20 protein-coding genes are annotated in these 22,762 nt (G+C 57.5%); all 20 read left to right on the plus strand.

All coding sequences use genetic code 11. From position 1 onward, the window contains the following. The first annotated feature begins 3 nt into the window (after nucleotides 1-3). The 20 genes from DCC24_RS03245 to DCC24_RS03340 all read left to right on the plus strand — a co-directional run bounded on the left by DCC24_RS03245 (nucleotide 4) and on the right by DCC24_RS03340 (nucleotide 22,683). On the plus strand, nucleotides 4-621 hold the full coding sequence (locus DCC24_RS03245; RefSeq protein WP_110098457.1) for a hypothetical protein: 618 nt from the start codon (nucleotides 4-6) through the stop codon (nucleotides 619-621). Nucleotides 622-699: 78 nt separating this feature from the next. Then, the gene (locus DCC24_RS03250; protein WP_110098458.1) at nucleotides 700-1,110 is read left to right on the plus strand and encodes a DUF732 domain-containing protein; all 411 of its coding nucleotides are present in this window, start codon (nucleotides 700-702) and stop codon (nucleotides 1,108-1,110) included. 22 nt (nucleotides 1,111-1,132) lie between these two features. Then, a complete protein-coding gene (locus DCC24_RS03255; RefSeq protein ID WP_110098459.1) occupies nucleotides 1,133-1,582 on the plus strand; it encodes a hypothetical protein in 450 nt (149 codons plus the stop codon). A gap of 25 nt (nucleotides 1,583-1,607) precedes the next feature. Continuing rightward, complete coding sequence (locus DCC24_RS03260; RefSeq protein WP_110098460.1) at nucleotides 1,608-2,909, plus strand: PBSX family phage terminase large subunit; 1,302 nt, start codon at nucleotides 1,608-1,610, stop codon at nucleotides 2,907-2,909. Then, entirely contained in the window at nucleotides 2,896-4,434 is a 1,539-nt protein-coding gene (locus DCC24_RS03265; RefSeq protein WP_110098461.1) for a phage portal protein, read from the plus strand. The genes DCC24_RS03260 and DCC24_RS03265 overlap by 14 nt, the downstream gene beginning before the upstream one ends. 30 nt (nucleotides 4,435-4,464) lie before the next feature. After that, on the plus strand, nucleotides 4,465-5,622 hold the full coding sequence (locus DCC24_RS03270) for a phage minor capsid protein (RefSeq protein ID WP_110098462.1): 1,158 nt from the start codon (nucleotides 4,465-4,467) through the stop codon (nucleotides 5,620-5,622). A 6-nt stretch (nucleotides 5,623-5,628) separates the two neighbouring features. Further along, on the plus strand, nucleotides 5,629-6,294 hold the full coding sequence (locus DCC24_RS03275; protein ID WP_110098463.1) for a hypothetical protein: 666 nt from the start codon (nucleotides 5,629-5,631) through the stop codon (nucleotides 6,292-6,294). Nucleotides 6,295-6,314: 20 nt separating this feature from the next. Further along, entirely contained in the window at nucleotides 6,315-7,280 is a 966-nt protein-coding gene (locus DCC24_RS03280; protein ID WP_110098464.1) for a P22 phage major capsid protein family protein, read from the plus strand. Between the two features lie 209 nt (nucleotides 7,281-7,489). Then, complete coding sequence (locus tag DCC24_RS03285; RefSeq protein WP_110098465.1) at nucleotides 7,490-7,864, plus strand: hypothetical protein; 375 nt, start codon at nucleotides 7,490-7,492, stop codon at nucleotides 7,862-7,864. A gap of 350 nt (nucleotides 7,865-8,214) precedes the next feature. Beyond that, a complete protein-coding gene (locus DCC24_RS11950; RefSeq protein WP_146206263.1) occupies nucleotides 8,215-8,553 on the plus strand; it encodes a hypothetical protein in 339 nt (112 codons plus the stop codon). A gap of 2 nt (nucleotides 8,554-8,555) precedes the next feature. Next, nucleotides 8,556-8,993 carry a minor capsid protein gene (locus DCC24_RS03290; protein ID WP_110098466.1) on the plus strand — a complete coding sequence of 146 codons (438 nt, stop codon included), beginning with the start codon at nucleotides 8,556-8,558 and terminating at the stop codon, nucleotides 8,991-8,993. Nucleotides 8,994-9,023: 30 nt separating this feature from the next. Beyond that, entirely contained in the window at nucleotides 9,024-9,524 is a 501-nt protein-coding gene (locus tag DCC24_RS03295) for a phage tail tube protein (protein WP_110098467.1), read from the plus strand. A 226-nt stretch (nucleotides 9,525-9,750) separates the two neighbouring features. Further along, nucleotides 9,751-10,356 carry a hypothetical protein gene (locus DCC24_RS03300; protein ID WP_110098468.1) on the plus strand — a complete coding sequence of 202 codons (606 nt, stop codon included), beginning with the start codon at nucleotides 9,751-9,753 and terminating at the stop codon, nucleotides 10,354-10,356. Between the two features lie 194 nt (nucleotides 10,357-10,550). Next, complete coding sequence (locus tag DCC24_RS03305) at nucleotides 10,551-16,019, plus strand: tape measure protein (RefSeq protein ID WP_110098469.1); 5,469 nt, start codon at nucleotides 10,551-10,553, stop codon at nucleotides 16,017-16,019. Between the two features lie 993 nt (nucleotides 16,020-17,012). Next, the gene (locus DCC24_RS03315; RefSeq protein ID WP_110098471.1) at nucleotides 17,013-18,008 is read left to right on the plus strand and encodes a hypothetical protein; all 996 of its coding nucleotides are present in this window, start codon (nucleotides 17,013-17,015) and stop codon (nucleotides 18,006-18,008) included. Continuing rightward, on the plus strand, nucleotides 18,008-19,522 hold the full coding sequence (locus DCC24_RS03320) for a hypothetical protein (protein ID WP_110098472.1): 1,515 nt from the start codon (nucleotides 18,008-18,010) through the stop codon (nucleotides 19,520-19,522). Before DCC24_RS03315 ends, DCC24_RS03320 begins: the two co-directional genes overlap by 1 nt. Then, entirely contained in the window at nucleotides 19,503-21,626 is a 2,124-nt protein-coding gene (locus DCC24_RS03325) for a hypothetical protein (RefSeq protein ID WP_110098473.1), read from the plus strand. Before DCC24_RS03320 ends, DCC24_RS03325 begins: the two co-directional genes overlap by 20 nt. Before the next feature lie 95 nt (nucleotides 21,627-21,721). Further along, nucleotides 21,722-21,931 (plus strand): hypothetical protein, encoded by a 210-nt coding sequence (locus DCC24_RS03330; RefSeq protein ID WP_146206265.1) that lies wholly within the window; start codon nucleotides 21,722-21,724, stop codon nucleotides 21,929-21,931. Next, nucleotides 21,928-22,392: a hypothetical protein gene (locus DCC24_RS03335; protein WP_110098475.1), complete on the plus strand. Its 465-nt coding sequence runs from the start codon at nucleotides 21,928-21,930 to the stop codon at nucleotides 22,390-22,392. The genes DCC24_RS03330 and DCC24_RS03335 overlap by 4 nt, the downstream gene beginning before the upstream one ends. A gap of 15 nt (nucleotides 22,393-22,407) precedes the next feature. Further along, nucleotides 22,408-22,683: a hypothetical protein gene (locus tag DCC24_RS03340; protein ID WP_110098476.1), complete on the plus strand. Its 276-nt coding sequence runs from the start codon at nucleotides 22,408-22,410 to the stop codon at nucleotides 22,681-22,683. Nucleotides 22,684-22,762 lie beyond the last annotated feature (79 nt).

Genomic DNA, 22,762 nt, shown 5'->3' on the forward strand with positions numbered 1-22,762 from the left:
GTATTGGAAAACACCTGTGACCACGAATGCGAAACACCATGGTGCGACCGGCCAACACCCCACACCACCGTCTGCTACCACTGCGCTAACACGGTCCGTGACCAGTTCGACCAGATCACCACACAAGACCTGTACACCCTCCACCAAGTCGCCATCGGCCAAGAACAGCCAGCAACAATCAACAAAGAAAAACGAAACACCCGGACCAGCGACGGCGACATCAGGTTCAACATCTGGCAAACCTGGTGGAACCTCACACACCACTGGCCCGGGCTCATGGACGCACTACCAGCCCGCAAAGATGCCGCCAAAGTAGTGACCGGTTGCACCCGTGACATGAACCAGGCGCACGCCATCCTGTACGGAGAAAACACAGACAAACTAACCCCCGCTGAAGTTGCCGAAAAAATGCGGCATCACGCGTTCGACGCCCGCACCCCACCCGACCTGTCACAATGGTTCAAAAACGAGCTAGGAATCCACATCACCGCACGCCGGATACAACAGCTCGTCAAAGACGGCACTATCGAACCCGAACGGCGCACCAAAGGCGGACACGTCACCGTACGACCCGTATCCCTATACCGGCACCTGATCCGAAAACAACTACCAAACACCTAGTTGAAACTGGTACAATACGAAACAGTGGGTCAACGACCGCGCCCAAAAACCAGGGGCGTTCACACTACACTTGAGAACATGAACACCACCACACGCACCCTCACCACCATCAGCCTCGCCACACTCGCCCTCACAGGGTGCACCCAAACCCAAGAAGAACCCACCACACCACAAACCAGCCCAGACACCACCCTGCAAGACAACGCCTACATCCAACAACTAGGCGACCACTACGTCACCGGCAACAGGGAAGAACTACTCCACATCGGCTACGAACACGTGTGCTACCTCCTCGAAGAACAACAAACCATCAACGGGCGAGTCATCCAAGGCACCATCACCAGCACAGCCGACAACAACGACATACAACCCTACACGGCCGGACGAATCGTCGAAGCCTCCACCGACTACCTCTGCCCCGAAGTACAAAACAACTTCGAACCAGACGTCTACCAAACCGGCCCATACAAAAACAAAACATTCTACTAAGCCACACGCCCAGGAGGTGACCGTGGCAAAACACAAACCAACGCCACGCACCTACCCCAAAGAAGTGCGTGAACAAGCCATCCACTACTGGACTACCCTAGGCCCCAGCGAAGCAGCCAAAAAAACCGGCATCGCACGATCAACAATCAACCGGTGGGCCAAACAAGCCGGAGCGCAAAAAACACCAAACACCACCACACGGGCCGCCACCAAAGCACGACTAGAAAAAATACGTGCACTCAGAACACAAGAAGCCCTCGCCACCATGGAAACCGCCGTCCGGTTACGCCAACAAATGGACACCTCAGACTGGGACTCCAGACAAAAACGCGACCAAATGACCGCATACGGTATCGCCATCGACAAATCCCAACAACTCGAACGCTTCGACGACGACGGCGGGATCAGCGATACTATCAGCCTCATAGAAATGATCGCCGACAAACTCGGCATACCCAACGACACCAAATAACAAAACAAAGAGGGGGGTGAACCGCATGCCCACACTCAACGGGCTCCTCTCCCCCAAACAACACCAATACCTCACCGGATCCAGGCACCGCGTCAACCTCACCACCGGCGCCATCCGGTCCGGAAAAACCCTCGTCACACTCATCCGCTGGGTAACCTTCATCATCAGAGCACCACGCGGAGGCGAACTCATCATGGTCGGGCGCACACGCGACAGTGTGTGGAGAAACTGTGTGAGCGTCCTACAAGACCCCAACCTGTTCGGACCCATCGCCACACAAGTCAAAGGCAACTACGGGGCACCCACAATCAACGCGCTAGGGCGAACCATCCACATTATTGGCGCCTCCGACGCCAAAGCAGAAAAAACAATTCGCGGCCTCACCGTATCCGGTGCGTACGTTGACGAACTCACCACCATCGACGAACAATTCTTCACCCAGCTGTTAGGTCGCATGTCCGTGCCCGGGGCCAAACTGTTCGCCTCCACCAACCCTGAAGGGCCAGCGCACTGGGCAAAAACAAAATTCATAGACCGCATTGGTAGCGACCTCAAAGACTGGGGGCACTGGGCGTTTACGATCGACGACAACCCATCCCTAGAAGAAACCTACAAGAACTCAATCAAAAAAGAATTCACCGGCGTCTGGTACGAACGGTTCATCGAAGGTAAATGGGTTGCCGGCGAAGGCGCCATCTTCAACATGTGGGACCCACAACACCACATCACGCCCTGGGACGACCTGCCACCCATGGCCGAACTCCTAGCCGTCGGAGTGGACTACGGTACATCCAACGCCACCGCAGCAATCAGCCTTGGTATAGGGCTAGACGGTGACCTGTACGCGATCCACGAATGGTCACACTCTGGACGCGACACCAGGCAACCACTCACCGACGCACAACTAGCAAACCACCTCGAAACATGGCTGGCCATCCCCCACGCACCAGACGATCCGCGCACCCCACGCCACATCATCATTGACCCGTCCGCGGCCAGCTTCCACACCGAACTGGCCACCAGGGGCACGCACGCCACACCAGCAGACAACAACGTGCTGTACGGCATCCGAACCCTAGCGTCCCTCCTATCCCAGGGCCGGCTACATGTGGCAGACACGTGCAAAACTCTGATCGAAGAAATGCCCGGCTACGCGTGGGACCCGAAAGCCACCGAGAACGGTGAAGACAAACCCATCAAACGCGCCGACCACGCTATAGACGCACTACGATACGCGGTCGTCACCACAGAACAACACTGGAAACCAATACACGTTAGACAAGCAAAACAACACCCAGGGGAAGGAGAACAACATGCCGTTGCCTGAAACCTCCATACCCTGGCCACCCAAACAACACGAACCCGCCTACCAGGCCATGCGCGTCCACGACGCCTGGTACACCGGAAACACCGACACCCTGTCCAGCGAATATGCGGGCACCCTACGGCCACGCAACCGCCCATTACAATACGCCGGCGGAATGATCGGCGCCGTCTCCAGAATGTTCTGGGGCAAACCCGCACCAGCCGGAGAACCACGCACCCGCCTACACGTGCCCGTCCCCGCAGACCTAGCTACCATTAGCGCCGACCTGCTATTCTCCGAAGCCCCCCGGGTCCTGCTAGACGAGGACGCACCAGAACACATGAAAACACGTGTCGACCAGGTAGCCAACACTCCAACTATGCACTCCACCCTGTTAGAAGCAGCCGAAGTAGCGGCCGCCCTCTGCGGCGTCTACCTGCGGGCCGTGTGGGACACCAGCTTTACCGACCACGTGATGGTCGACGTGGTCCACCCGGACCGGGCTTACCCAGAATTCAGGTGGGGTGTACTCACCGCTGTCACATTCTGGACCGTCCTGGAAGACACAGACACGCGTGTGGTGTACCGTCACCTCGAACGACACGAACCGGGCGTAATCTTGCACGGCCTATACAAGGGCGACCACTCACATTTGGGCCAACAGGTGCCACTCGTCGACCACCCCGACACGGCATGGTTGGCTGACGTGGTGGACAGCGAGTCCGGTATTCCCACCGGGGAGACAACACTCACCGCCACCTATATACCGAACATGATGCCCTCGCGGGTGTGGCGGACCAGCCACCAGCTGGCGCCCCTTGGCCGGTCCGACTATGAGGGGATCGAACCATTATTCGATGCCCTGGACGAAACATATTCGTCATGGATGCGCGATATTCGGTTGGCTAAGGCCCGACTGATTGTCCCAAATTCTATGCTAGAAACACGTGGCCCAGGGCACGGAACCATCTTTGATACGGACCGTGAAATCTATGACGGCATGGACTTTCTCGGGTCCATGCAACAAGCCCCCACCATTGAAGCCCACCAGTTTGGGATACGCCACGAAGAACACCGCCAAACCGTGCTAGAACTCGTGCGCGCAATCCTGCGAAGTGCCGGCTATTCGCCCTCAACTTTCGGCGATGACCCGATGGCGGTATCTACTACGGCAACCGAGGTGAAGGCCCGCGAAAACATGTCGAAACGCACCAGGGCCAAAAAAACCAGGTACTGGTCGTCACGGTTGGGACCATTCATCCAAACAGTGTTGAACATTGACGCCACCATTTACGGGGGCGAACGCTACGACACACCGCCACAAGTGAAATTCCAAGAAACAATCCAACAAGACCAACACGAGCTGGCACAAACAGCCAAAGACCTGCGCGTCGCAGAGGTCGCATCCACCGACACGATGGTGCGCATGCTCCACCCGAACTGGGACCGCGACGCCGTCAATGACGAAGTCCAAAAGATTGTGGCAGAACGCGCCACCGACTACCCAATAGTTGACCCTGGGACACTGTACCGGGCAGATAACTAAACACCACAACACCACACAACGGGGGCTGGCATGGTCATCAAATGGACACCACCGGCCACCACACCACTGAACGAACTAGTCGAAGACATTGCCTACAGGGTGGCCAACGCGTACGCGCAAGCAGAACACCAGCTGATCGTAGAACTAGCAAACAAGCCACCGGAAACACTCGGGTGGGATGCACAAAACTGGCGGACACTACAAAAAGGCAGGGCCACCGCAGACACCCTTGTCAAACATTTAGAAAACATCACCGACGACGAAATCCGACTCCTGATCGAACGTGCACAACAAGAAGGGTTAGCGTCAGCGCTCGCACAGCTACGGTCACTACCAGTCGGTGACCTGATGGCAGGGAGCATGGCGCCGGCCGCCTACAGCATCGCCTCAGACCTGCACAGTGCACTGACTGATGTGCGGGCAAGAATATTGCGTGCACCAGACGACATTTACCGGAGCGTGATTGGTGACAGTGTGCTTCATGCTGTGGTGGCTGGTGGTAACCGTAAACGCGACCAGGTCAGGCCGTGGCGGCAACTCATCAACCGTGGTATCACCGGGTACACGGACCGGGCCGGGCGTCGCTGGAACCTGGCCTCCTATGTGGAAATGGCGTCACGGACCGCCACGGCACGAGCCTACCGGGCACAACACGAGCACACCATGAAAAACAACGGTGTCCGGTTCTGCAAAATCGTGGGCGGTAACGACATGTGCGAACAGTGCGGGCCATGGGCGAACCGTGTTCTCGCCATGGACGGCACACCGGCAGGCACCTACCACCTGGACAGCATGGTGGACGACAGTGTGGTGACCATCAACGTGGACGCCACCATCGAAGACGCCAGAACGAGCGGGATATTCCACCCAAACTGTCGGTGCGTCCAGGTCGCCTACCTGCCAGGGGTCGAACCAGTAGTACAGGCCCCAACATACGATGCTGGGCTGGAGAAAGAGCGCGACCGGCTCCGACACCTAGAACGCGAAACACGAAGAGCAAAACGCGAAATGCTCATCACACCGTCACCAGAAACTGCGACCAGAATCCAACAGTTAGACAACATGATCCAAGACCATGTCGAAAAAACTGGGCTCAACCGCAAACGGTACCGCGAAAATCTAAACCTCGGACACAAACCAGGAAAACAAAAACGACCACCACAACACAATCGTTTACCCAGGAGGTAACCACACATGAGCGACAACACCACTAACACCGGTGAACACCAGCCCACCACAGACGATGCCAGCCAGGACACCACTACCGGGCAACAAGAACAAGCCCAGACACAGGACACCGGGCAACACCACAACGCTGACACCGACCAGAACCAAACCCACCCGTGGGACAATCCAGACACCGCGAAAGCCGAAATTGAACGGCTACGACGCGAAAACGCCCGTGACCGCACCACTTCACGCGACAATGCGGCACAACAAGCACGCGAAGAAATCAGCCAACAAATTGGCAAGGCCCTAGGCATCATCGACGACACCGACAGTGCACCAGACCCCGCAAAACTCACCGAACAGGTCGAGCAAGCACGCAACCGGGAACGGCAAGCAATCATCGAACTAGCCGTACACCGGTCAGCCATCAAACACGGGGCAGACCCGGAGGCGCTCCTCGACTCCCGGGCGTTCATCAACCAACTAGGAGAACTCGACCCGACGGGCGAAAACTTCGCCGAAACCATTGAGACAACCATCGCCGAAGCGGTGGACAACAACCCCAGACTACGGTCCGCAGGCCAGGTGCCCAACCGGTCCGGCGGGGAACTCAACAACGGGCAAAAAGAAGCCCAAAAGAAAACCCCAGAACAACTAGCCGACCTCATTAGAGGCAAAAACCGGTTCTAACCACAGAAAGGAACAAGGAGATGGCGAACCGACTTGTCAAAGCCGAAACCCTTGTGGACGCCGCACTCGGCCTGCTGACCAAAGAGGTCATCCTGCCGAACCTGGTGTGGCGTGACGCAGAATCCAACTACCAGGGCGCCGTGGGTCCACGTGGCGACACGGTCAAGATTCGACGCCCCGCCGAGCTCACCCCCGCCCGCGAACTGGCGTGGCGTGACAGCAACCGTGAAATTGTCACCGACGACCTGGTCGAGGGCTACCACGAAGTGAAGCTGGACACCTACCTGTACAAGGCTGTCCAGTTGTTGCGTGAAGAACAAACCCTGGACATTGCCGATTTTGGCGCCCAGGTTCTCACCCCCATGGTGAATGTTGTCGCCGAGGGCGCAGAACAGCGCATCGCTGAAACCATTCGCGAAGCCCCATATAAGGAAACCATTACCGCCGGCACTGGTGACCGTGCCGTGTACAACTCGCTGGTTGACGCTAACAAGTTCCTCAACCAGCACCGTGTACCCCGTATTGGTCGTGTCGCCGTTGTTGGTTCCGAAGTGGAAGCACGCGCACTGAAAGACCCCACCCTGGTGGATGTGGACCGTTCCGGTTCAGATTCGGCACTGCGTGACGCACAGATTGGTCGCATCGCCGGCCACAACCTGTACGGCTCCGACGTGATCGACCCGAACGCTTTGTACGTGTTCCACCCGACCGCGTTCCCCGCCGTGTTCCGTGCACCCAACCCTGCACGGTCGGTGCCGTTCTCCTCGTCTGCTGTCAGTGCGGGCGTGGCCATGACCTACTGGGAGTCCTTGGACTCAAGGAACGACTCGGATCGTGCATTCCTTGGCACTTTCTTGGGTGTCAACCACATCGAGGATTTGGCCGACCCGACCGACCCGACCGGTGATACCGAGTTTGTGCGTGGTGTGAAGATCGTGTTTGACGATGACACCACCCCTGACACCACCCCTGATGTGGCACCGTAACCGCAGGAGGTCAGATCATGGCTTGGAAACACAAAGTGCCATCGTTCAAGACCGGTGAACCGGGTTTCACTGACAAACTGAACAGGTTGGCGGACGCGGTCCGCGAAACCCGGGCAACCATTGATGCGCACAACAAGGCTGGCGGGTCCACATCCGGGCGATCCACCGGCGAAACAAACAGTTAGTAGGTGACGGTAACCGTGGTGAGAGTGTACGCGACACCAGGCGACCTGCCAGCAGATTTGGCGGGCCTACCTGACGTGCAGGACCGTATCGTTGAAGCCTCCCTGGTGGTGGCAGAACTCACCCGGTCAGCCGTCTACCAAACCACACGTGACGGGCACCCAGCAGATCGTGACGTGGCGGAAACGTTCAAGCAGGCAACCATCATGCAGGTGGCGTGGTCTGACGAAGTTACCGGCGGGGCCGGCGACTACACGAACACACCATCACAGCTTGGTTCGCTTAAGTTCGACGCCACCGGGCCGGCCACCACTGGGGCGCCAGAGAAAGTGAACCCGAACGTGGTACGGCTACTCAAACTAGAGGGACTCATCAACCCGACAGTGGGTGGTGCCAGGTGAGAACACCACGCATCCCAGGGCGCCTACTCCCCCACACGATTGTGGTCGAACCACACTTGGGGGCTGGCGCGTACGGCGACCGGTGGGGCGAACCAGTGCACCATCCAAGATGCCTAGTTGAAGGTGGCACACACCTGGTCACTAACCGTTCCGGCACCGAACAAGTGGCGTCCACCACCGTATACACTGAGCCTGCGAACATCCCGGCAGGGTCAATGGTCACCACCCACCCGGGCACCACTTTCGAGAAACGGTCCCGGGTCATCACCGTAGACCACTACGACCACCCGGGCGGGCTATCCCACATGGTGCTACACCTCGAATAACAGCCAACACAACAGGGGCGAAACGTGAGCGACTTTTCATGGAATGGCAGGGCCATCAATTCAGCCATCGAAGACGCCTCAGCCCGTGGGCTAAACAATGCTGCAGAACATTTGCGGGCCACCTCGGTCCCACTCACCCCATTAGACACCAGCAGGCTACGCGGGTCACTGGTCGTCAATGAGGCGACACCTAACGGCCTGGTGGCGTCAGTGTCCACCAACCTGCCGTACGCGGTACGACAGCACGAGGAACTGGGCTACCACCACCGGGACGGTCAAGCAAAATACCTGGAAACGGGAGCGAATATGACACGTACCGTGATGGGCCAAATCATCAGGGACGCGACAAAGAAAGCGCGATAACAGTGAACACGGGACCGATCCGCGACAGTATCACCCTCGAAACAACCGCCGGTTTCATCGCCCTCATGGTAGAAGCCGGTGTGGGCACCTGGAACGAGGACGGACTCTACCAGCCAGACGACTGGGGCATCGTGGTGGGCAGGCTCCCCCACACCCCCGCGAAACTGATCGGCGTCACCCCCTACGTGGCCAGGGTGGACGCACAACCCCGCGTTGACGAACGCGCCATCCAGGTCAGGTACCGGTCAGCCAGCCCAGACCCGCGCCCGCTAATCATCCTCGTGGACAGGCTCCACGACCACATTCACGGGCGATCCAACATCAACCTAGGAGGCCACCATGTGCCGTTGATCTGGCGCCACTCGTTGGCAGACCTAGGCGCAGACCAGAACAACCAGTACGAGATCACCGACAACTACTATTTCTACCTCGACAAATAAACCCCTTCACGTCTGAAAGGATGAACGATCATGGCAGAAAACGTGCTAGCCTCCAAGCTGGCCCGCGACTACGCGGTCGAAGTGCGACCCCTGAACGGGGCACAAGAATTCGTGCGCGTCCGCGGAATCAACAACCTAACCCCAGGGTTCGAACCCAATTTCGAAGACACCACCGACTACGACAACGACGGGTGGACCTCCCAAGAAAAAACCATGCAAGGCTGGTCCCTCCGGCTGGGGATGATCTCCAAAATGGACACCGAATCGAACGCCCTCGACAAGGGACAACAGGTGTTACAGAACGCCCACGACAAGTTCGGTTCCGACTCCATGGTCGAATGCCGGTGGTATGAGCGTGACGGTGGCGACGAAGCCTACGAAGGTGTAGCCACCGTCCAGTGGGAACCCCAAGGAGGGTCCGCAACCGACCTGCGCACCGTGAACGTCACGCTCCAAGGTAACGGCGGTCGCCGGCACATCGACAACCCGGCCAAGAACACCGGCCAAACGGGGGAAATGGGGGAACAGTAACCCCTCCTGAACCTGAGACGCCGGAACCAGGATCGGAACCGGTTTCAGAAGGGGACACCGCACCCGACACAGAAACACTAGAATTCGACAACGAGACCACAACCGAATAACCAGCCAGGCCCACAGGGGCCTTTTTTATGCCGGTGCAGGGGCCAGCCCGCGGGGGCGTGGTGGCCCGCAAAAACAGGGGCCGGCCCCTGCACCCTCCACCACGAAAGGAACCACCATGAGCTTCGAAGACTTCAAAGCATTCAACGAAAACATCACCGTCCGCGTCCCCACCCGCGACGGTGACCTCAAGGAATACACGATCCCACCCATCGACGCTAAAACCGGGATCGAACTGCGGCTCTTCCAGTCGCGTGTCAACGAGATCGTCACCATCAGCCAACGCAACGAACAAAAAATCAAAAACACCAAAGACGGGGAAACACCAGACCTCGAAGAACTCCCCGACTACGAATTCACCGACGACAACTCCCCCACCCCGCAAAAAATATTGGGCGAAAAACTCCACGCCCAGCTCCTCGACGACGGTGTCACCGCAGAAGCCGTCCAACTCATGACCGACACCGCGTTCTGGGACTTCCTCGCAGGCAGAGAAGCCGCCGAAGCCTACTGGAACTCAGGTGGTGACCCAAAAGTGTTAGCGAGGGCGACACCGGCGGGGTCGATGCCCTCCACCACAAATACGGGCGAGGAGAATACGACCCAGAAACGGGCCTCTACGAGTGGTACGAAATCCCGGAAGAAGACTACGACCGGGAGCACGAAAAAGGGCCAGAAACGACAATCGACTACCAGCAAATCATCGGCCAATGGAAACTCCTAGAAGCAGCCTTCCATGACGTGTACCAGGTGGATTTAGAAGACACCATGCACACCAAAACATGGCGATGGTTCTCAACCCGCGTCAACTACTTGCTAGCCGGCGACAACCCGCTAGCAAGAACGCTCAACCCACAAGCCCGGTCACGAAACATCACCGGATGACCACGGCACCAATAACCCCCAGGAGGTTACAGCATGGCATTAACCGCCGCCGAACTTGTCGCCTACCTGCGGATGGATAAAACCGACTTTGACAGCAAACTCGGGTCGGCTGAAAAACACATGCGCACAACGTCCGGAAAATTCCGTGACTGGGCTAAAGACATGGGCGGGGCCATGGCCGGCACCCTCACCGTGGCAGGCACCGCCGCAGGTGCGCTAGCGGTCGCCGTCGGAAAAACCGGTGTCGAATACAACGGCATGCAACAAGCATCCCGGGCCGCATTGGACACCATCATGGGCGGTGCCGAAAAAGCGAACGCCCAAATGGACAAACTCGACGAGTTCGCCCGAAACTCGCCGTTCTCCAAAGACGTGTTCATCAACGCCCAACAACAGTTGCTGGGGTTCGGTGTCGAAGCTGATAAGGTCATTCCGGCCCTGGAATCCATCCAGGACTCAGTCGCCGCAGTTGGTGGATCAAATGAGGACATCGCCAGCATCACCGACACCTTGTCGAAAATGCAAGGCCAAGGCAAACTCACCGGCGAAACGCTCAACCGGCTAGGTGAGTACGGTATCGACGCGGCCACCATCCTGGGTGAACAGATGGGAAAAACCGGTGAAGAGATCCGCGCCATGGCCTCCAAACCAGGCGGAATCCCAGTAGATAAAGTGTGGGACCCGCTTGTTGAAGGGCTAACGGACCGGTTCGGTGGGGCCGCCGCGAATGTGAAAAACACGTGGGCTGGAGCTATCGACCGGATAAAAGCGGCAACCCGCGACATTGGTTCAGAGGTCGCTAAACCACTGGTTGACCCTAAGGGTGGCGGTTACGCGGTCACCTGGGCTAACCAGTTCGCGGACGTACTACGTGCGGTACAACGCCAGGTTGAACCGTTGACTAGCCTCATGGAGGAACGATTCCAGGGCGCTATCGGCAAAGTGTCCGAGGTTCTCCTTGACGCCAGGGACGCAATCGACAGTATCACTGTTGACGACCTGAACAACGGCCTGGAAACACTGGGGATGCACGCACCAGCAATCGCCGGTGTGGGCACCGCCATCACCCTGATGGCGTCAAAAAACATTCCCATCATTGGCGGGTTAGCGTCAGCACTTGGCCCCATCCCTGGGGCGTTGATCGCGGCCGCCACTGCGTCACCGGAGGCTCGGGACGCGCTCGGCCAACTGTTCGAAGCGGTCGCACCACTGGGCGACACCTTGCTGAACCTGGCCGGCATACTGTCTGATAATTTCACGACAGCTATCGGCGTGGCCGCAGACGTTCTGGGTGTGGGCGTGTCAGCGGTGAAACCGTTGATTGACGCGTTCACGGCTTTACCGGAGCCGGTGCAGAATAGTGTGATCTGGTTGGGCGCCCTGGTGGCCTTGCGCGGCAAGGTTGAAGCGTTTGGTGTGCTGATGGGTCGCACCGGTCGGGCGGTCCGTGATGGTGCTGTGATCGCAGTCGATGGTGTGCGCGGTATTTTTAACGTTTTCCGTGGCTGGCGTGGCGCTTTCGACCAAGCCTATTCTGACACTGGACGCTTCCGGTCCGGTTTGTCTGAGATGGCAGGACAGGTTGGTCGGGACGCTAAATCTGGGTTGCGTGGCGTATTCGGTGGCGTCATGTCCCTGTTGGGTGGACCGTGGGGTGTTGCCCTCGGTGCGGCAGGTATTGCTCTCACCTTGTGGTCGCAGAAGAATCAGGAAGCCAAACAGCGTCAGGAAGAGTTCAAAGCCTCCCTGGATGAAACTACTGGCGCGTTGACTGAACAGTCCACGGCGCTTATTTACGAGAACGTGTCGGCAAACGAACGCGCCATGGACGCGCTAGAAGCGTACGGGCTCACCGTCCAAGACGTCATCCCCTACATTGAGGGGCAGGCCGGCGCTGAGGCTGAACTGAAAAGCCGGGTCGAAGACCTCATGAAAGCCCGGTGGGAAGAACAAGGGCTTACTGAGAAAGAAATCGAACGCCGATTCGAACAAGCCGGCGGTGTCGAAGCAGTCCTTGGGCCACTCGAAAAGTATAAGGAAGAAACCCGCGAAGCCACCGAAGCTAAACGTGACGAACTAGACGCACAACAGGCGGCGGCAGAATCGTTAGACGAAACCGAGCGTGCACTGGATCGTTACTCCGAGCAGATGGCGATCGTCAACGACGAAACCAAAACGGGGTCTGATCGTGCGCGTGCTCTCAAGGAAGCCATTGATGAACTGTCCGGGGTGGAGCTGTCAGCGGATGAGATCCGACGTCAAACCGAAACCTCCACCCGTAATATTACGGAACAGTTGAAAGCGTATGTTGATGCCACGAATGAGCAGGGTGAAGCCCTGGTCAACCTCAAGGAAGGCCAGCTCGCTTACAACGATGAAGGTGACCGGCTCAACGAGCTGTTAGTACGTCACGAAGAATTGGCCAGAGAATCAGCGATCGCCGCCTACGACAAAGCCGGTGGGGACCAGAACGCGAAGGAAGCGGCCGAAGCTGCCGCGGACGCTTATGCGAAGCAACGTGACAAGCTTGAAGAGCAGATGATTCAGGCCGGTTTCTCACGTGAAGAAGTTCAGAAACTCACGGACAAACTGTTCGAGGTGCCGTCTGAGGTTCAGTACCACCTCACTGATGGTGGAAGTATTGACGTTCAGGATGCGAAACTATATTCGCTGGCAAAGCGTATTGATGCTACACCGGATAAGACGATCACGATTGATGAACCGAAGTCGCCGGGCATCATTAATCGCCTTAAGGAACTCGGGTACAAGGTTGATACTCTACCGGATGGAAAAATCCGGATCACAGAAACCGGGTCAGCCAGTGTTGAAAACACCCTCGACTACCTGACTAAGGATCGGACGGTCGATATCAAATATCGCCCGATCGTCGAAGGCACAGTCCCGTTTGCGCCGGGTGTGAAGAAAACCCGGCGTGGTGGTCCTCTTGCGGAAGCCCTTGGTCTTGGTGGTCGTCACGCCGGTGGTGTTGATGTGAAGGGCATGGCCACCGGTGGCATCACCGGAAATAACGTCATGAAAGTGGCACAAATGGTGAAACCCGGTGACATTCGGTTCGCTGGTGACCGGTCCGACGTGGACGAAGCATGGATTCCCCTTGACGGGTCGAAACGGTCAGTAGCGATCCTGCTCGAAGCCATGCGCCGTATGCCGGGCTTCACCCCGGAGGGTATGGCCTCTGGTAGCGTGACCGCCAGGGTGACCCCAGCAACCGTTGACGACGTGCAACCACCAGACACCAGCGAACTAACCGGGGCCTGGGTGGAGGCAATGGACCAGCTCACCGAGTCCACAGAATCGGCGTTCAACACCATGGCCGATGATACTGCCACAGCACATCAGGCCATGACCGGTACGGTATCTAAGGCTGGTAAAACTATGAGCGCTGACTGTTGGGCGAGCATGCTCGCCCAACAGTCAGCGACCGTGGCGGGAAACCGGGCCATGACAGCTGACACAAAAACTGCGATGAATGCGCAACAGTCCGATACTATCAAAGCACATAATGTGATGTCCTCGGACACGGCAAGAACGGTGGCTTCTCTCGTGAACAGCACGGCCGCCGGCAATAGGTCGATGACCGCTGACACGCGCTCACAGAAGGGCGAACAGTCGCGGGTGACCAGCACCGCAAACCGGGCCATGCTGGATAACACGGTGCGATCCTTTACTGCGATGCGGGACACTGCCGGGAGCCGGTTAGCTGGCATGACAAGGGCCACCGGGCAGAACATGGCGATAATGCGCACCACCACAGCAACACAGGTTGCTGGCATGCGCGAACGGGCCGGGGAAGAATTCACCAGGATGCGTGACCGTGGTGTGGCCACCACCTCACAGTTACGTGAGGGTGTGGTCAACCAAATGGGGTTAGCTAGGCAACCATTCACCGGGAAAATAAATAATCTCATCGGGGTGTTACGTTCATTCTCTGACGCTATTAGCCGGGCCTACGGTGACATGGGTGTGAGTATGAAAAAACCTGTCCGGTTAGCGACAGGTGGTGTTCTCCCCGGCTACACTCCAGGCCGGGACGTGCACAGTTTCACCTCTCCTACTGGTGGCAGGCTCGAACTATCCGGTGGTGAAGCGATCCTGCGCCCCGAAGTGACCCGCGCCATGGGGCGGGGCTGGGTTGACGGAGTGAACGCTACAGCACGTGGTAGCGGTGTGGCCGGTGTACGTCGCGTCCTCGGTGATAGTAGGCAGGCGTTCGCGGACGGCGGTATTTTTGAGACCGAGTTTTCCGCGGACGCCAAAAAGATTGGCCAAGAATACAAGGGCCGGTTGCCAGTGAGCCCGTGGCGTCCTATCGGTGAGCATGTGATCCAACAGGTCATTGACGGGTTCGGGGCCTACCTTGCCAGCATGCTTGACGCAGGCGCCGGTCCTGGCATGGTTGTCACGAACGGGCGAACCGCGAAACCAACCACCGGGCGTGTCACATCCGGTTACGGTCCACGGTGGGGTGGTTTCCACTCCGGTATTGACATTGCCGCCGGGCAGGGCACCCCAACGTTCGCTTATGCGGCGGGTGTGGTCCGAAAAACTGGGCCGAACATTGGGCCGGGCCGTACCGGTTTGGGTATTTTGATTGAGCACGCGAACCGGATGCACACCTACCACGGGCACAACCCTATTGGTGGTGTACGGGTGCGGGCCGGCGACAAGGTGCTACCCGGTCAACGGATCGGTGCGCAGGGCACCACCGGTAACGTGACCGGTGCGCACTTGCACTGGGAGGTGCACCGCAACCGGGCGTGGGGTGATGTTAACCCGGCTAAATATTGGGCGACTGCGGGTCGTGGCGGAAACATGGCTGGCACTATCCCTGGCAGTACGGGAGGCACAGATTTTCCTACCGGGTCCGGGTCGATAAAGGATCAGGTGCGGGCGGTCGCATCCCGGTATGGTTGGGGTTCCGGCGCACAATGGCGGGCGATTGACCAAATTTTGTCTCGCGAGTCCGGGTGGAATCTAAGGGCCGCTAATCCCACATCATCGGCGCGAGGCCTGTTCCAGAAAATGACGTCCATTCATGGGCCTGTAGAGCCCACACCTGCGGGACAGGCTGAGTGGGGTTTTGACTATATCAAACGCACGTACGGTAACCCATTGTCGGCGTTAGCTCACCACAACCGGCGAGGCTGGTACGCGGACGGTGGTGTTCTACCCATGCGAGGTTATGCGGATGGCACCATGTCAGCGGTTCCCGGCTGGGCATGGGTTGGTGAGCGTGGCCCTGAACTGTTGAAGTTCCGTGGCGGTGAAACGGTGAAGACCGCGCAACAGTCGGCACGACAGCAGGTGAGCGTGCAAGGTGTGTTGTCGGAACGGGACGCCGATCTGTTGGGTCGAAGTATTGCTAAGCATATGGACGGCGGGGTCACATTCAATGCACCGGTGACTGCTGGTGATACTGACCGGCTCGCTGAACGGTTAACCGCTTTGAGCCGTCGTCGCAGGGTCATCATGGCCCGCTAACAAAACACATTGACCACACGAGCTGAAACGAGGGTGAACCTAATGGTGGGAACAGGGCGTCGCACAGTGACATTGGTCGGGGCCGGGAAGAAGGCGACACTACGGTTCGGTGGCGACCATACCGGGTTTAACCTTATGGCTGATGTTGAAGGTTTGGGTGCGTCCACGGTCGAAACGCACACAACACCGAAATGGTTTGGTGGAGACCACCTGGACCACATGAGGGCAGAATCCGGGGAAATGTTTTTGCCTGTGCATGTGCGGGGCCATGATACCGGCCATGTTCGCAGACTGCACCAAACGTTGCGGGAGGTGTTATCCCCCGCTGATGGGTGGGTGACGGTGACTGTGCATGACCCGGTCACTGGTGTGTCACGTGAACGCCGTGCCCTGTACAAGAGCGGTTTAGAAACTCCAGGGTGGGAAACGCCAGTGTCTATGACGTTAGGGGTCACGGTCCAGTTTTTGGAACCACGAGCATTTGGTACCGCATGGGAGGACACGACGATCACGGTCGCACCAACCATGCGAGCCTCTGCCGGGTGGACTTTCCCACACATTTTTAGTCCCTCAATTGCTGGCACCGGCGACCCGCGGGCCGGAGTGCTCAGAAACGACGGCGAGTTGGCGGCGCCCGCGAAAGTGACTTTCTTTGGGCCGTGCGAGAACCCGAGAGTGTGGGGTGACGAGTTTGTGGCCGGGTACCGGGGCCGACTGTTGTGGGACGAACGGGTCACCCTTGACGGTTTGGCGGTGTCAGCGGTGCACTGGGCGGGTAGTGGGCGGACCCGGCATGTTCCCGGTGATCTGACCCGCGACACCCGGTTATCAAAACTCGTGATCCCGCGAGGGCAAACAACACTGTGGTTTGACGCTTCAGACACCACAGGAACAGCGAAAGCTACTGTTAGTTTTCGAGAAACGTACAGGTCACTGACCTGAACGGCAACGACATGGAGCATGTAGGAACAACTGAAAAGTGGAGGGGCTGGAATGAGCGAAGATTACCAGACTGCACCAGAAAATTCTGTGTGGGCAATCTCAACAGGCGGGGTGGGGCACGACCCGGCGGACGCTAGAGCCATGGTTTTTATTGGTACGAACGGTGAATCCGGTCTTGTCGCCTCTGGTGGTGGCGACCTGAAGGTCACACCAGGTAAGAGCGACCATGTGCGGGTCCACCCGTGCTCTGTGGTGGCCCGGTCCCGGTACCCTGGGCGCGTCGATGAATCCTATGCTTTCCGGGTAAAACGTGCCCTGGATGTGAAGATTCGCCCGGCATCATCGACACCGGCTAGCGGGCGGACTGACGCAATTATTTTGCGTGTCCATGACCCGGTCATTGAGGGGTCGACGGTCCCGGACACCGCGGAAGCATTACAGGATTATAACTACTGGTCGGTGGACGTGATTGAGGGCATCCCAGGGTCGGTGGCTAAAACTGAGGAAGCAATCAGCGCGTACAAAAAGATTGATTACCCGTTTGTGCTGATTGGTACGGCGGTGATTCGTGCCAGCCAGTCGGCGGTGGATGAAACAAACTTTTTGGCGAACATGATTATGCCCCGCACATACACGCCACCGCCTATCATTCATAAGCCGTCGAAACGGTTCAAGACCACACAAACCGGTTCTTACTATGAGGACATGTCGGCCCCGCTACGGTTTGATGTGCCAGAGTGGGCACGGTGGGCTACTTTTGATGTGATTATCGCCGGATTTCACCTGGCTGGGAATAATGGGCGCGGCAAAATTAGCGCTTACACCATGTCTCGGGCTTTACCGTCCTCCGAGTGGAATATGGATTTATCAGACGGCGGGTCTCGTTCTACCCAGTTCACTGGTGGCCGTGTGAGTGTGAGCGAACAATTGCGGGGCACAAGCCAAACCCTGGTGTTGCGGGTGTCGAATGAGCTTCGCGGGTCAACGGTCACCATTGATGAGAAATCTATTATCAAGATCAGCGTCACGTTCCATGAGGTGCGCTGATGCGGGTCATCGCTGTTGAGGCGCGCACCGGTCGTGTCCTGGATTGGGAGCTACAAGCCCACGCCGATGAGGTGACAGTCACCGAAGTCTTGGACGGCCACACCGTGTTAGACCTGAGTTTGCGGGCAGACTATCACGCGAGGACGGACCGTGATGGGCACCCGGTGCTATTGGAGCAGGGCACCGTGTTCTTCGTGGAGGACGACGACGGCAAATTGCTACCGGCAGTCATGGATTCCGGGTCGTTAGAAACCGATTACCGGGTGGAAGCATCCGGGCCGACCCGGTTAGCCCAGGACATGCCGTGGACTCGTGAAGAGATGCGCCGGTCAGGGACTGATGCGCTCCACCTGTGGAAGCATGTTTGGTCACGCATCATCATTGACACCGGCATTTACGCGCTAGACATTGACGGATTGTCGTCGTCTGGGCAGGTTGTGGGGCGGGCACCCACGTCAGCGTACCGTGACAAACTGGACGAGCTAAAAACAATCCAGGACTTTCTGACACGCCGAAAAGACGACCGCACCGCGTATTGGGAGAAAGAAACACAACGGCGGGCGCGAGTCCTGGCTAAACGTGGTGGACGATCCGGTGTGGGGGAAATTGTGACCTCCACCGACCCGCCCGCCCCTAACGATGGTGCCAGCTACAAGATCGTCATTCACCAGAATCAAGACGGCGACGTGTTGCGGGTGTGGCACTGGAAATGGTCCACCAAAAACCCCGGGACCGGTGAATGGTATTACCGGTCGAATGGGGCATCCAAGCAAGCAGCCAAAGACTACCTGGCAGCGAAGAATACGTTAGAGAATTCGAAGACGTGGTTCGGGTCCCGGGTGGCCAGGGCAGAAGAACTTGAAAAATGGCTAGAAGCCCACGAGGAAGAACAAGGCCCAGAACATTACACCATTAGCCCTTGGGAAGACCGGGACCTGTCGGACACGCTACAAAAACTCCAAGACATTGGTGGTTTCGAGTACGTCGAAACCGGTTCGTGGGTTGACGACACACCGCACCCGGTTATGAGGGTGGCGCGCCGGTTCGGCACCCGTCGCCACGATCTACGGTACGAGCTGGGCGCGAACGTGCATGACATACCAGAGGTACAGCGGGGCGAATTCGTCACTCGCGTCACTGTCACGGGGTCGGGTGAGGGTAAGTCCACACTCATGGAGGACCGGGCGTGGAAGCACCCCAGGTTGTTGGACAAGCATGTGACCGTGTCGGAGTCGGATTTGGGCACGCGACAGCTTGTGCGGGCCCGGGCCGATAAGGAGCTGAAACGGTTGAAATCAGGGTTCCAGTACCAGCTGGACCGGCTCACGGTCGTGGATTCACCGCTGGCACCTAACCGTCTGCTGAACCTTGGTGACGAAATACGGGTGGTCGGTGACATGCCAGACGGTACCGGGTTGAACGTGTGGGTGCGGGTGGTGGAAATTACCCGAACCTGGTCGGCAAATGTTACAGGGGACACGATGGAGTTAGGGGTTGAACCAATTGTCAAATAGTGGGTTTTCGCGTCGTGAGCAACGCGAGTTTGAACGGCTGTTCCTGGAATCTAAACGAATTGTGGACCGTGTCGCCCGTCTTGAGCGTGCCCAGGATGCGCGTTTGACAACCGTGGTGTCGGGTGACGGTTCAGGGTTTCGTGTTGTTGACGAGGACGGCCGGGAGCTGGGTGTTATTGCGTCTGGTGGTGATTTGTTCCGGTACACGTCCACGGTGAAACCTGTAACACCGTCGATGCCTGAAGTGTTCGCGGTGCCTGGTGGTTTCCAGGTGGTCTTGGGCGATGGTGTACCCGATGGTGTGGGGAAGGTGTTGGTTCATGCTTCGACTGATCCTGGGTTTATGGTTGGGCCGTCAACTGTTGTGGGCACGATCTGGGATGACACTCAGGCCACGGTGACCTTGTGGGGTGGCGTGTGGAACATCGCCGTCCAGTTTGTGTCACGGTCTGGTGTGGTGTCTGATCCGTCGCCGGTGGTGGTGGTCGAGGTCCCGGCCTTGGTGGATGAGGACACGATCGAGGAGGCTCTGGACGAAACACAGGCGCAGATCGACGAAGCTAATGATCGCAGTCGGGAGTTTTTGGAAGCACTCAATGGGTTAGCTGAAGGCTTCACACAGTCCATTGAGACAGCGAAGCAAGACATAAATAAACTTGACGACCTGGTAAAGGCGTTACAGGACGGTACGCTCACACCTGAAGACATCGCCAGGCTGGTCGGGTCAGACCCGGTAGTGACGGACGCGATCATCGCCAACGAGGGGCTGTGGGCTGGTGCGATCACCGCGATCAACGCGAACCTGCAAACCCTCACGGTGACGGAGAAAGCTAATTTCGCGTCTGCTTTTGCTCAACAGCTCTGGGCTGAAATGGGTGTGATACGACGGTTGCAGTCTGAGACCGCGTGGATAGACACCGGCATGGTGCGTGAGCTGTCGTCGGAGCGTGTGACGGTGACACAGGATTTCGTGGCACGCCTCGCCCGGGTACTAAAAATTGAGGCTGGGATGATTGAAGCGAACGCGATCACCTCCTCACATATTCGGGCTGGCGCGTTGGACGGCACCGTCATCACCGGTCCTCTGATTCAGACTGAGCGCGCACCAGAGCAGGGCGTGAAATGGACCTCAGAAGGCATCATGGGGTGGGACGAAGACGGGAACAAAACCATTTCTTTGAATGGAAAGCTCAACACGTTGTCTGGTCGTATTGTCGCTAACCACCGTGGCGCACCGGGTATCGTGATTAAACCGTCGAACGATAACTGGAAAGATCAGTCAGACCCAAACTCGTCCCGACGGTCTGGCGTGTATTTTGCACAAAAACCCAACCAAGGTCTGGGCAGACTATTTGACACGGCGGGCATGTACATTCAGAACCCAACAAACACTGGCCCCGAGGATTTGTATATTAACGCGCAAAACGGTGGGGCAATCAATCTCAATTCGCGTTTGAACGCCCGGGTCGGGAACACCGACGTGAGTAATCTACGCATCTTTCAAGGCGAACTCGCGGTGATCAACAATACTGGTCGCCGAGCAGTGACTGTCAACCAAAATTACGCGGTCTTCGATAATAACGTTTCTGTCGGGCCAGCGTTTTCGATCATGCGAAACCGGTCTACCGACTACCGTGCGAACGTGCACATGGACAGTAACGGGATCTTATACAAAACCACGTCGTCGGCACGGTACAAAATCGATCAGCGCGTCCACGACACACCAGAAGCGTTACTTGACTTGGACGTGAAAACGTTTCTTGATGGTCACGCGATCGAACGGCAGAAAGAAGCGCGCACCAAAAAAGAACGCATCGACAACGGTTCCGGCGAAACCTGGGACCATGTGGACGAGCTTGACCTTAACCCTGTCCTGGAACGCATCCCCGGGCTGATCGCGGAAGACGTCGCCCAGATTGACCCGACTTTTGTGACATACACCGAAGATGGTCAAGTCGAATCGATCCAATACGAAGCATTAGCGGTGGCGTGTTTTCCGCTCATGCGCAGACAACGTGACCGGATCGAAAAACTAGAAACCACCGTCGAAGACCTGAGAACACGACTCGAACGGCTCGAACACCAACAGCAGGGGGGCTCATGACAGTCGATCTGACACAGTACACACAAAAACAACTCACTGATCTACGTCACGCGATCACAAATGAAACCACACGCCGAGACATCATCGAATCCGCCATGACACGTGTGACCGGGCTCATCGACCAGTACCAAGAATACGCGGGCACACAACACCCTGACGGCGAGCAATGGTCGCAACCGGTGACCGTGCTCGAAGCATACCCTCACGGAACTGTGGTCACTCATGACGGGCACACCTGGAAATCTACAGTCCCCGCAAACATTAGCGCCCCAGGCGCAAACGACCACTGGGAGAAACACCAATGAGCGCGGAACAACCAAACCAGCATACCGGCTGGGATTTACCGAAACGAATCTGGGGCAAAATCTCCGAGCCGAGGGTCATCAATTTTGCCACATGGATCGGATACTGGCACGCTCTCATCCCCGGCGTGTACAGCATTTTTCAGCCACCCTCCAGTATCCAAGGCGCTATCGGTGACTATGCCATGCTCGTCATCGCCATCCTAGTCACCATCGGAGGGGCAATGGGGTTACTCACCTGTCTGAACGGTGCGTGGTGGCTGGAACGATGGGCCGTGGTCTCACTCATTGCTGGCGTGTTCATGTACTACCTGATCGTCATCACACTACACGTGTCATCCCCTGGCAACAGGCTACTGCAAGCAGGCATCATTGGGTGCGCAATCTGCCTACTCGTCTGCCGATTGCTCAGGGTATCCACACGCCAGCAAGACCCGAACGTGACCGAACCAAAACACCGCTAAAAAGGAGGGCGGATTGTGACAGAAGAAATGATCGCCCTCATAGCCACCGCAATCGGGTCACCAGTGCTAGTGAAAATCGTGGAAGCCCTCATCAAATGGTCCTCAGGCAGGGTCTCACGCGAAAAACGATTAGAGCAAAAAATAGACCAGCTAGAAGAAGAAAACACCCAGCTACGCCGTGACATCCGACAGGCCGAAGACCGTGCCCACCAGTCCAGGCGTCAAGCAGAAGAAAAAGTACACCAGTACCGGCTGAAAATATACCAGCACGGCATCAAACCCGAAGAATAACAACACAACAACAGCAAGCACGACGCGACCCCCTCACCCATGACCGGGTTAGGGGATTTTTTATACCCAAAAACAGGAG

The organism is Auritidibacter sp. NML100628 (assembly GCF_003185985.1).
Taxonomy (GTDB): domain Bacteria; phylum Actinomycetota; class Actinomycetes; order Actinomycetales; family Micrococcaceae; genus Auritidibacter; species Auritidibacter ignavus.

Bases quoted from the DNA above. Each gene is read 5' to 3' on its own strand.
- DCC24_RS03260 (WP_110098460.1), top strand. From the start codon at position 1,608: ATGCCCACACTCAACGGGCTCCTCTCCCCCAAACAACACCAATACCTC.
- DCC24_RS03315 (WP_110098471.1), top strand. From the start codon at position 17,013: ATGAGCGAAGATTACCAGACTGCACCAGAAAATTCTGTGTGGGCAATC.
- DCC24_RS03270 (WP_110098462.1), top strand. From the start codon at position 4,465: ATGGTCATCAAATGGACACCACCGGCCACCACACCACTGAACGAACTA.
- DCC24_RS03275 (WP_110098463.1), top strand. From the start codon at position 5,629: ATGAGCGACAACACCACTAACACCGGTGAACACCAGCCCACCACAGAC.
- DCC24_RS03280 (WP_110098464.1), top strand. From the start codon at position 6,315: ATGGCGAACCGACTTGTCAAAGCCGAAACCCTTGTGGACGCCGCACTC.
- DCC24_RS03250 (WP_110098458.1), top strand. From the start codon at position 700: ATGAACACCACCACACGCACCCTCACCACCATCAGCCTCGCCACACTC.
- DCC24_RS03265 (WP_110098461.1), top strand. From the start codon at position 2,896: ATGCCGTTGCCTGAAACCTCCATACCCTGGCCACCCAAACAACACGAA.
- DCC24_RS03305 (WP_110098469.1), top strand. From the start codon at position 10,551: ATGGCATTAACCGCCGCCGAACTTGTCGCCTACCTGCGGATGGATAAA.
- DCC24_RS03320 (WP_110098472.1), top strand. From the start codon at position 18,008: ATGCGGGTCATCGCTGTTGAGGCGCGCACCGGTCGTGTCCTGGATTGG.
- DCC24_RS03335 (WP_110098475.1), top strand. From the start codon at position 21,928: ATGAGCGCGGAACAACCAAACCAGCATACCGGCTGGGATTTACCGAAA.
- DCC24_RS03300 (WP_110098468.1), top strand. From the start codon at position 9,751: ATGAGCTTCGAAGACTTCAAAGCATTCAACGAAAACATCACCGTCCGC.
- DCC24_RS03330 (WP_146206265.1), top strand. From the start codon at position 21,722: ATGACACGTGTGACCGGGCTCATCGACCAGTACCAAGAATACGCGGGC.
- DCC24_RS03295 (WP_110098467.1), top strand. From the start codon at position 9,024: ATGGCAGAAAACGTGCTAGCCTCCAAGCTGGCCCGCGACTACGCGGTC.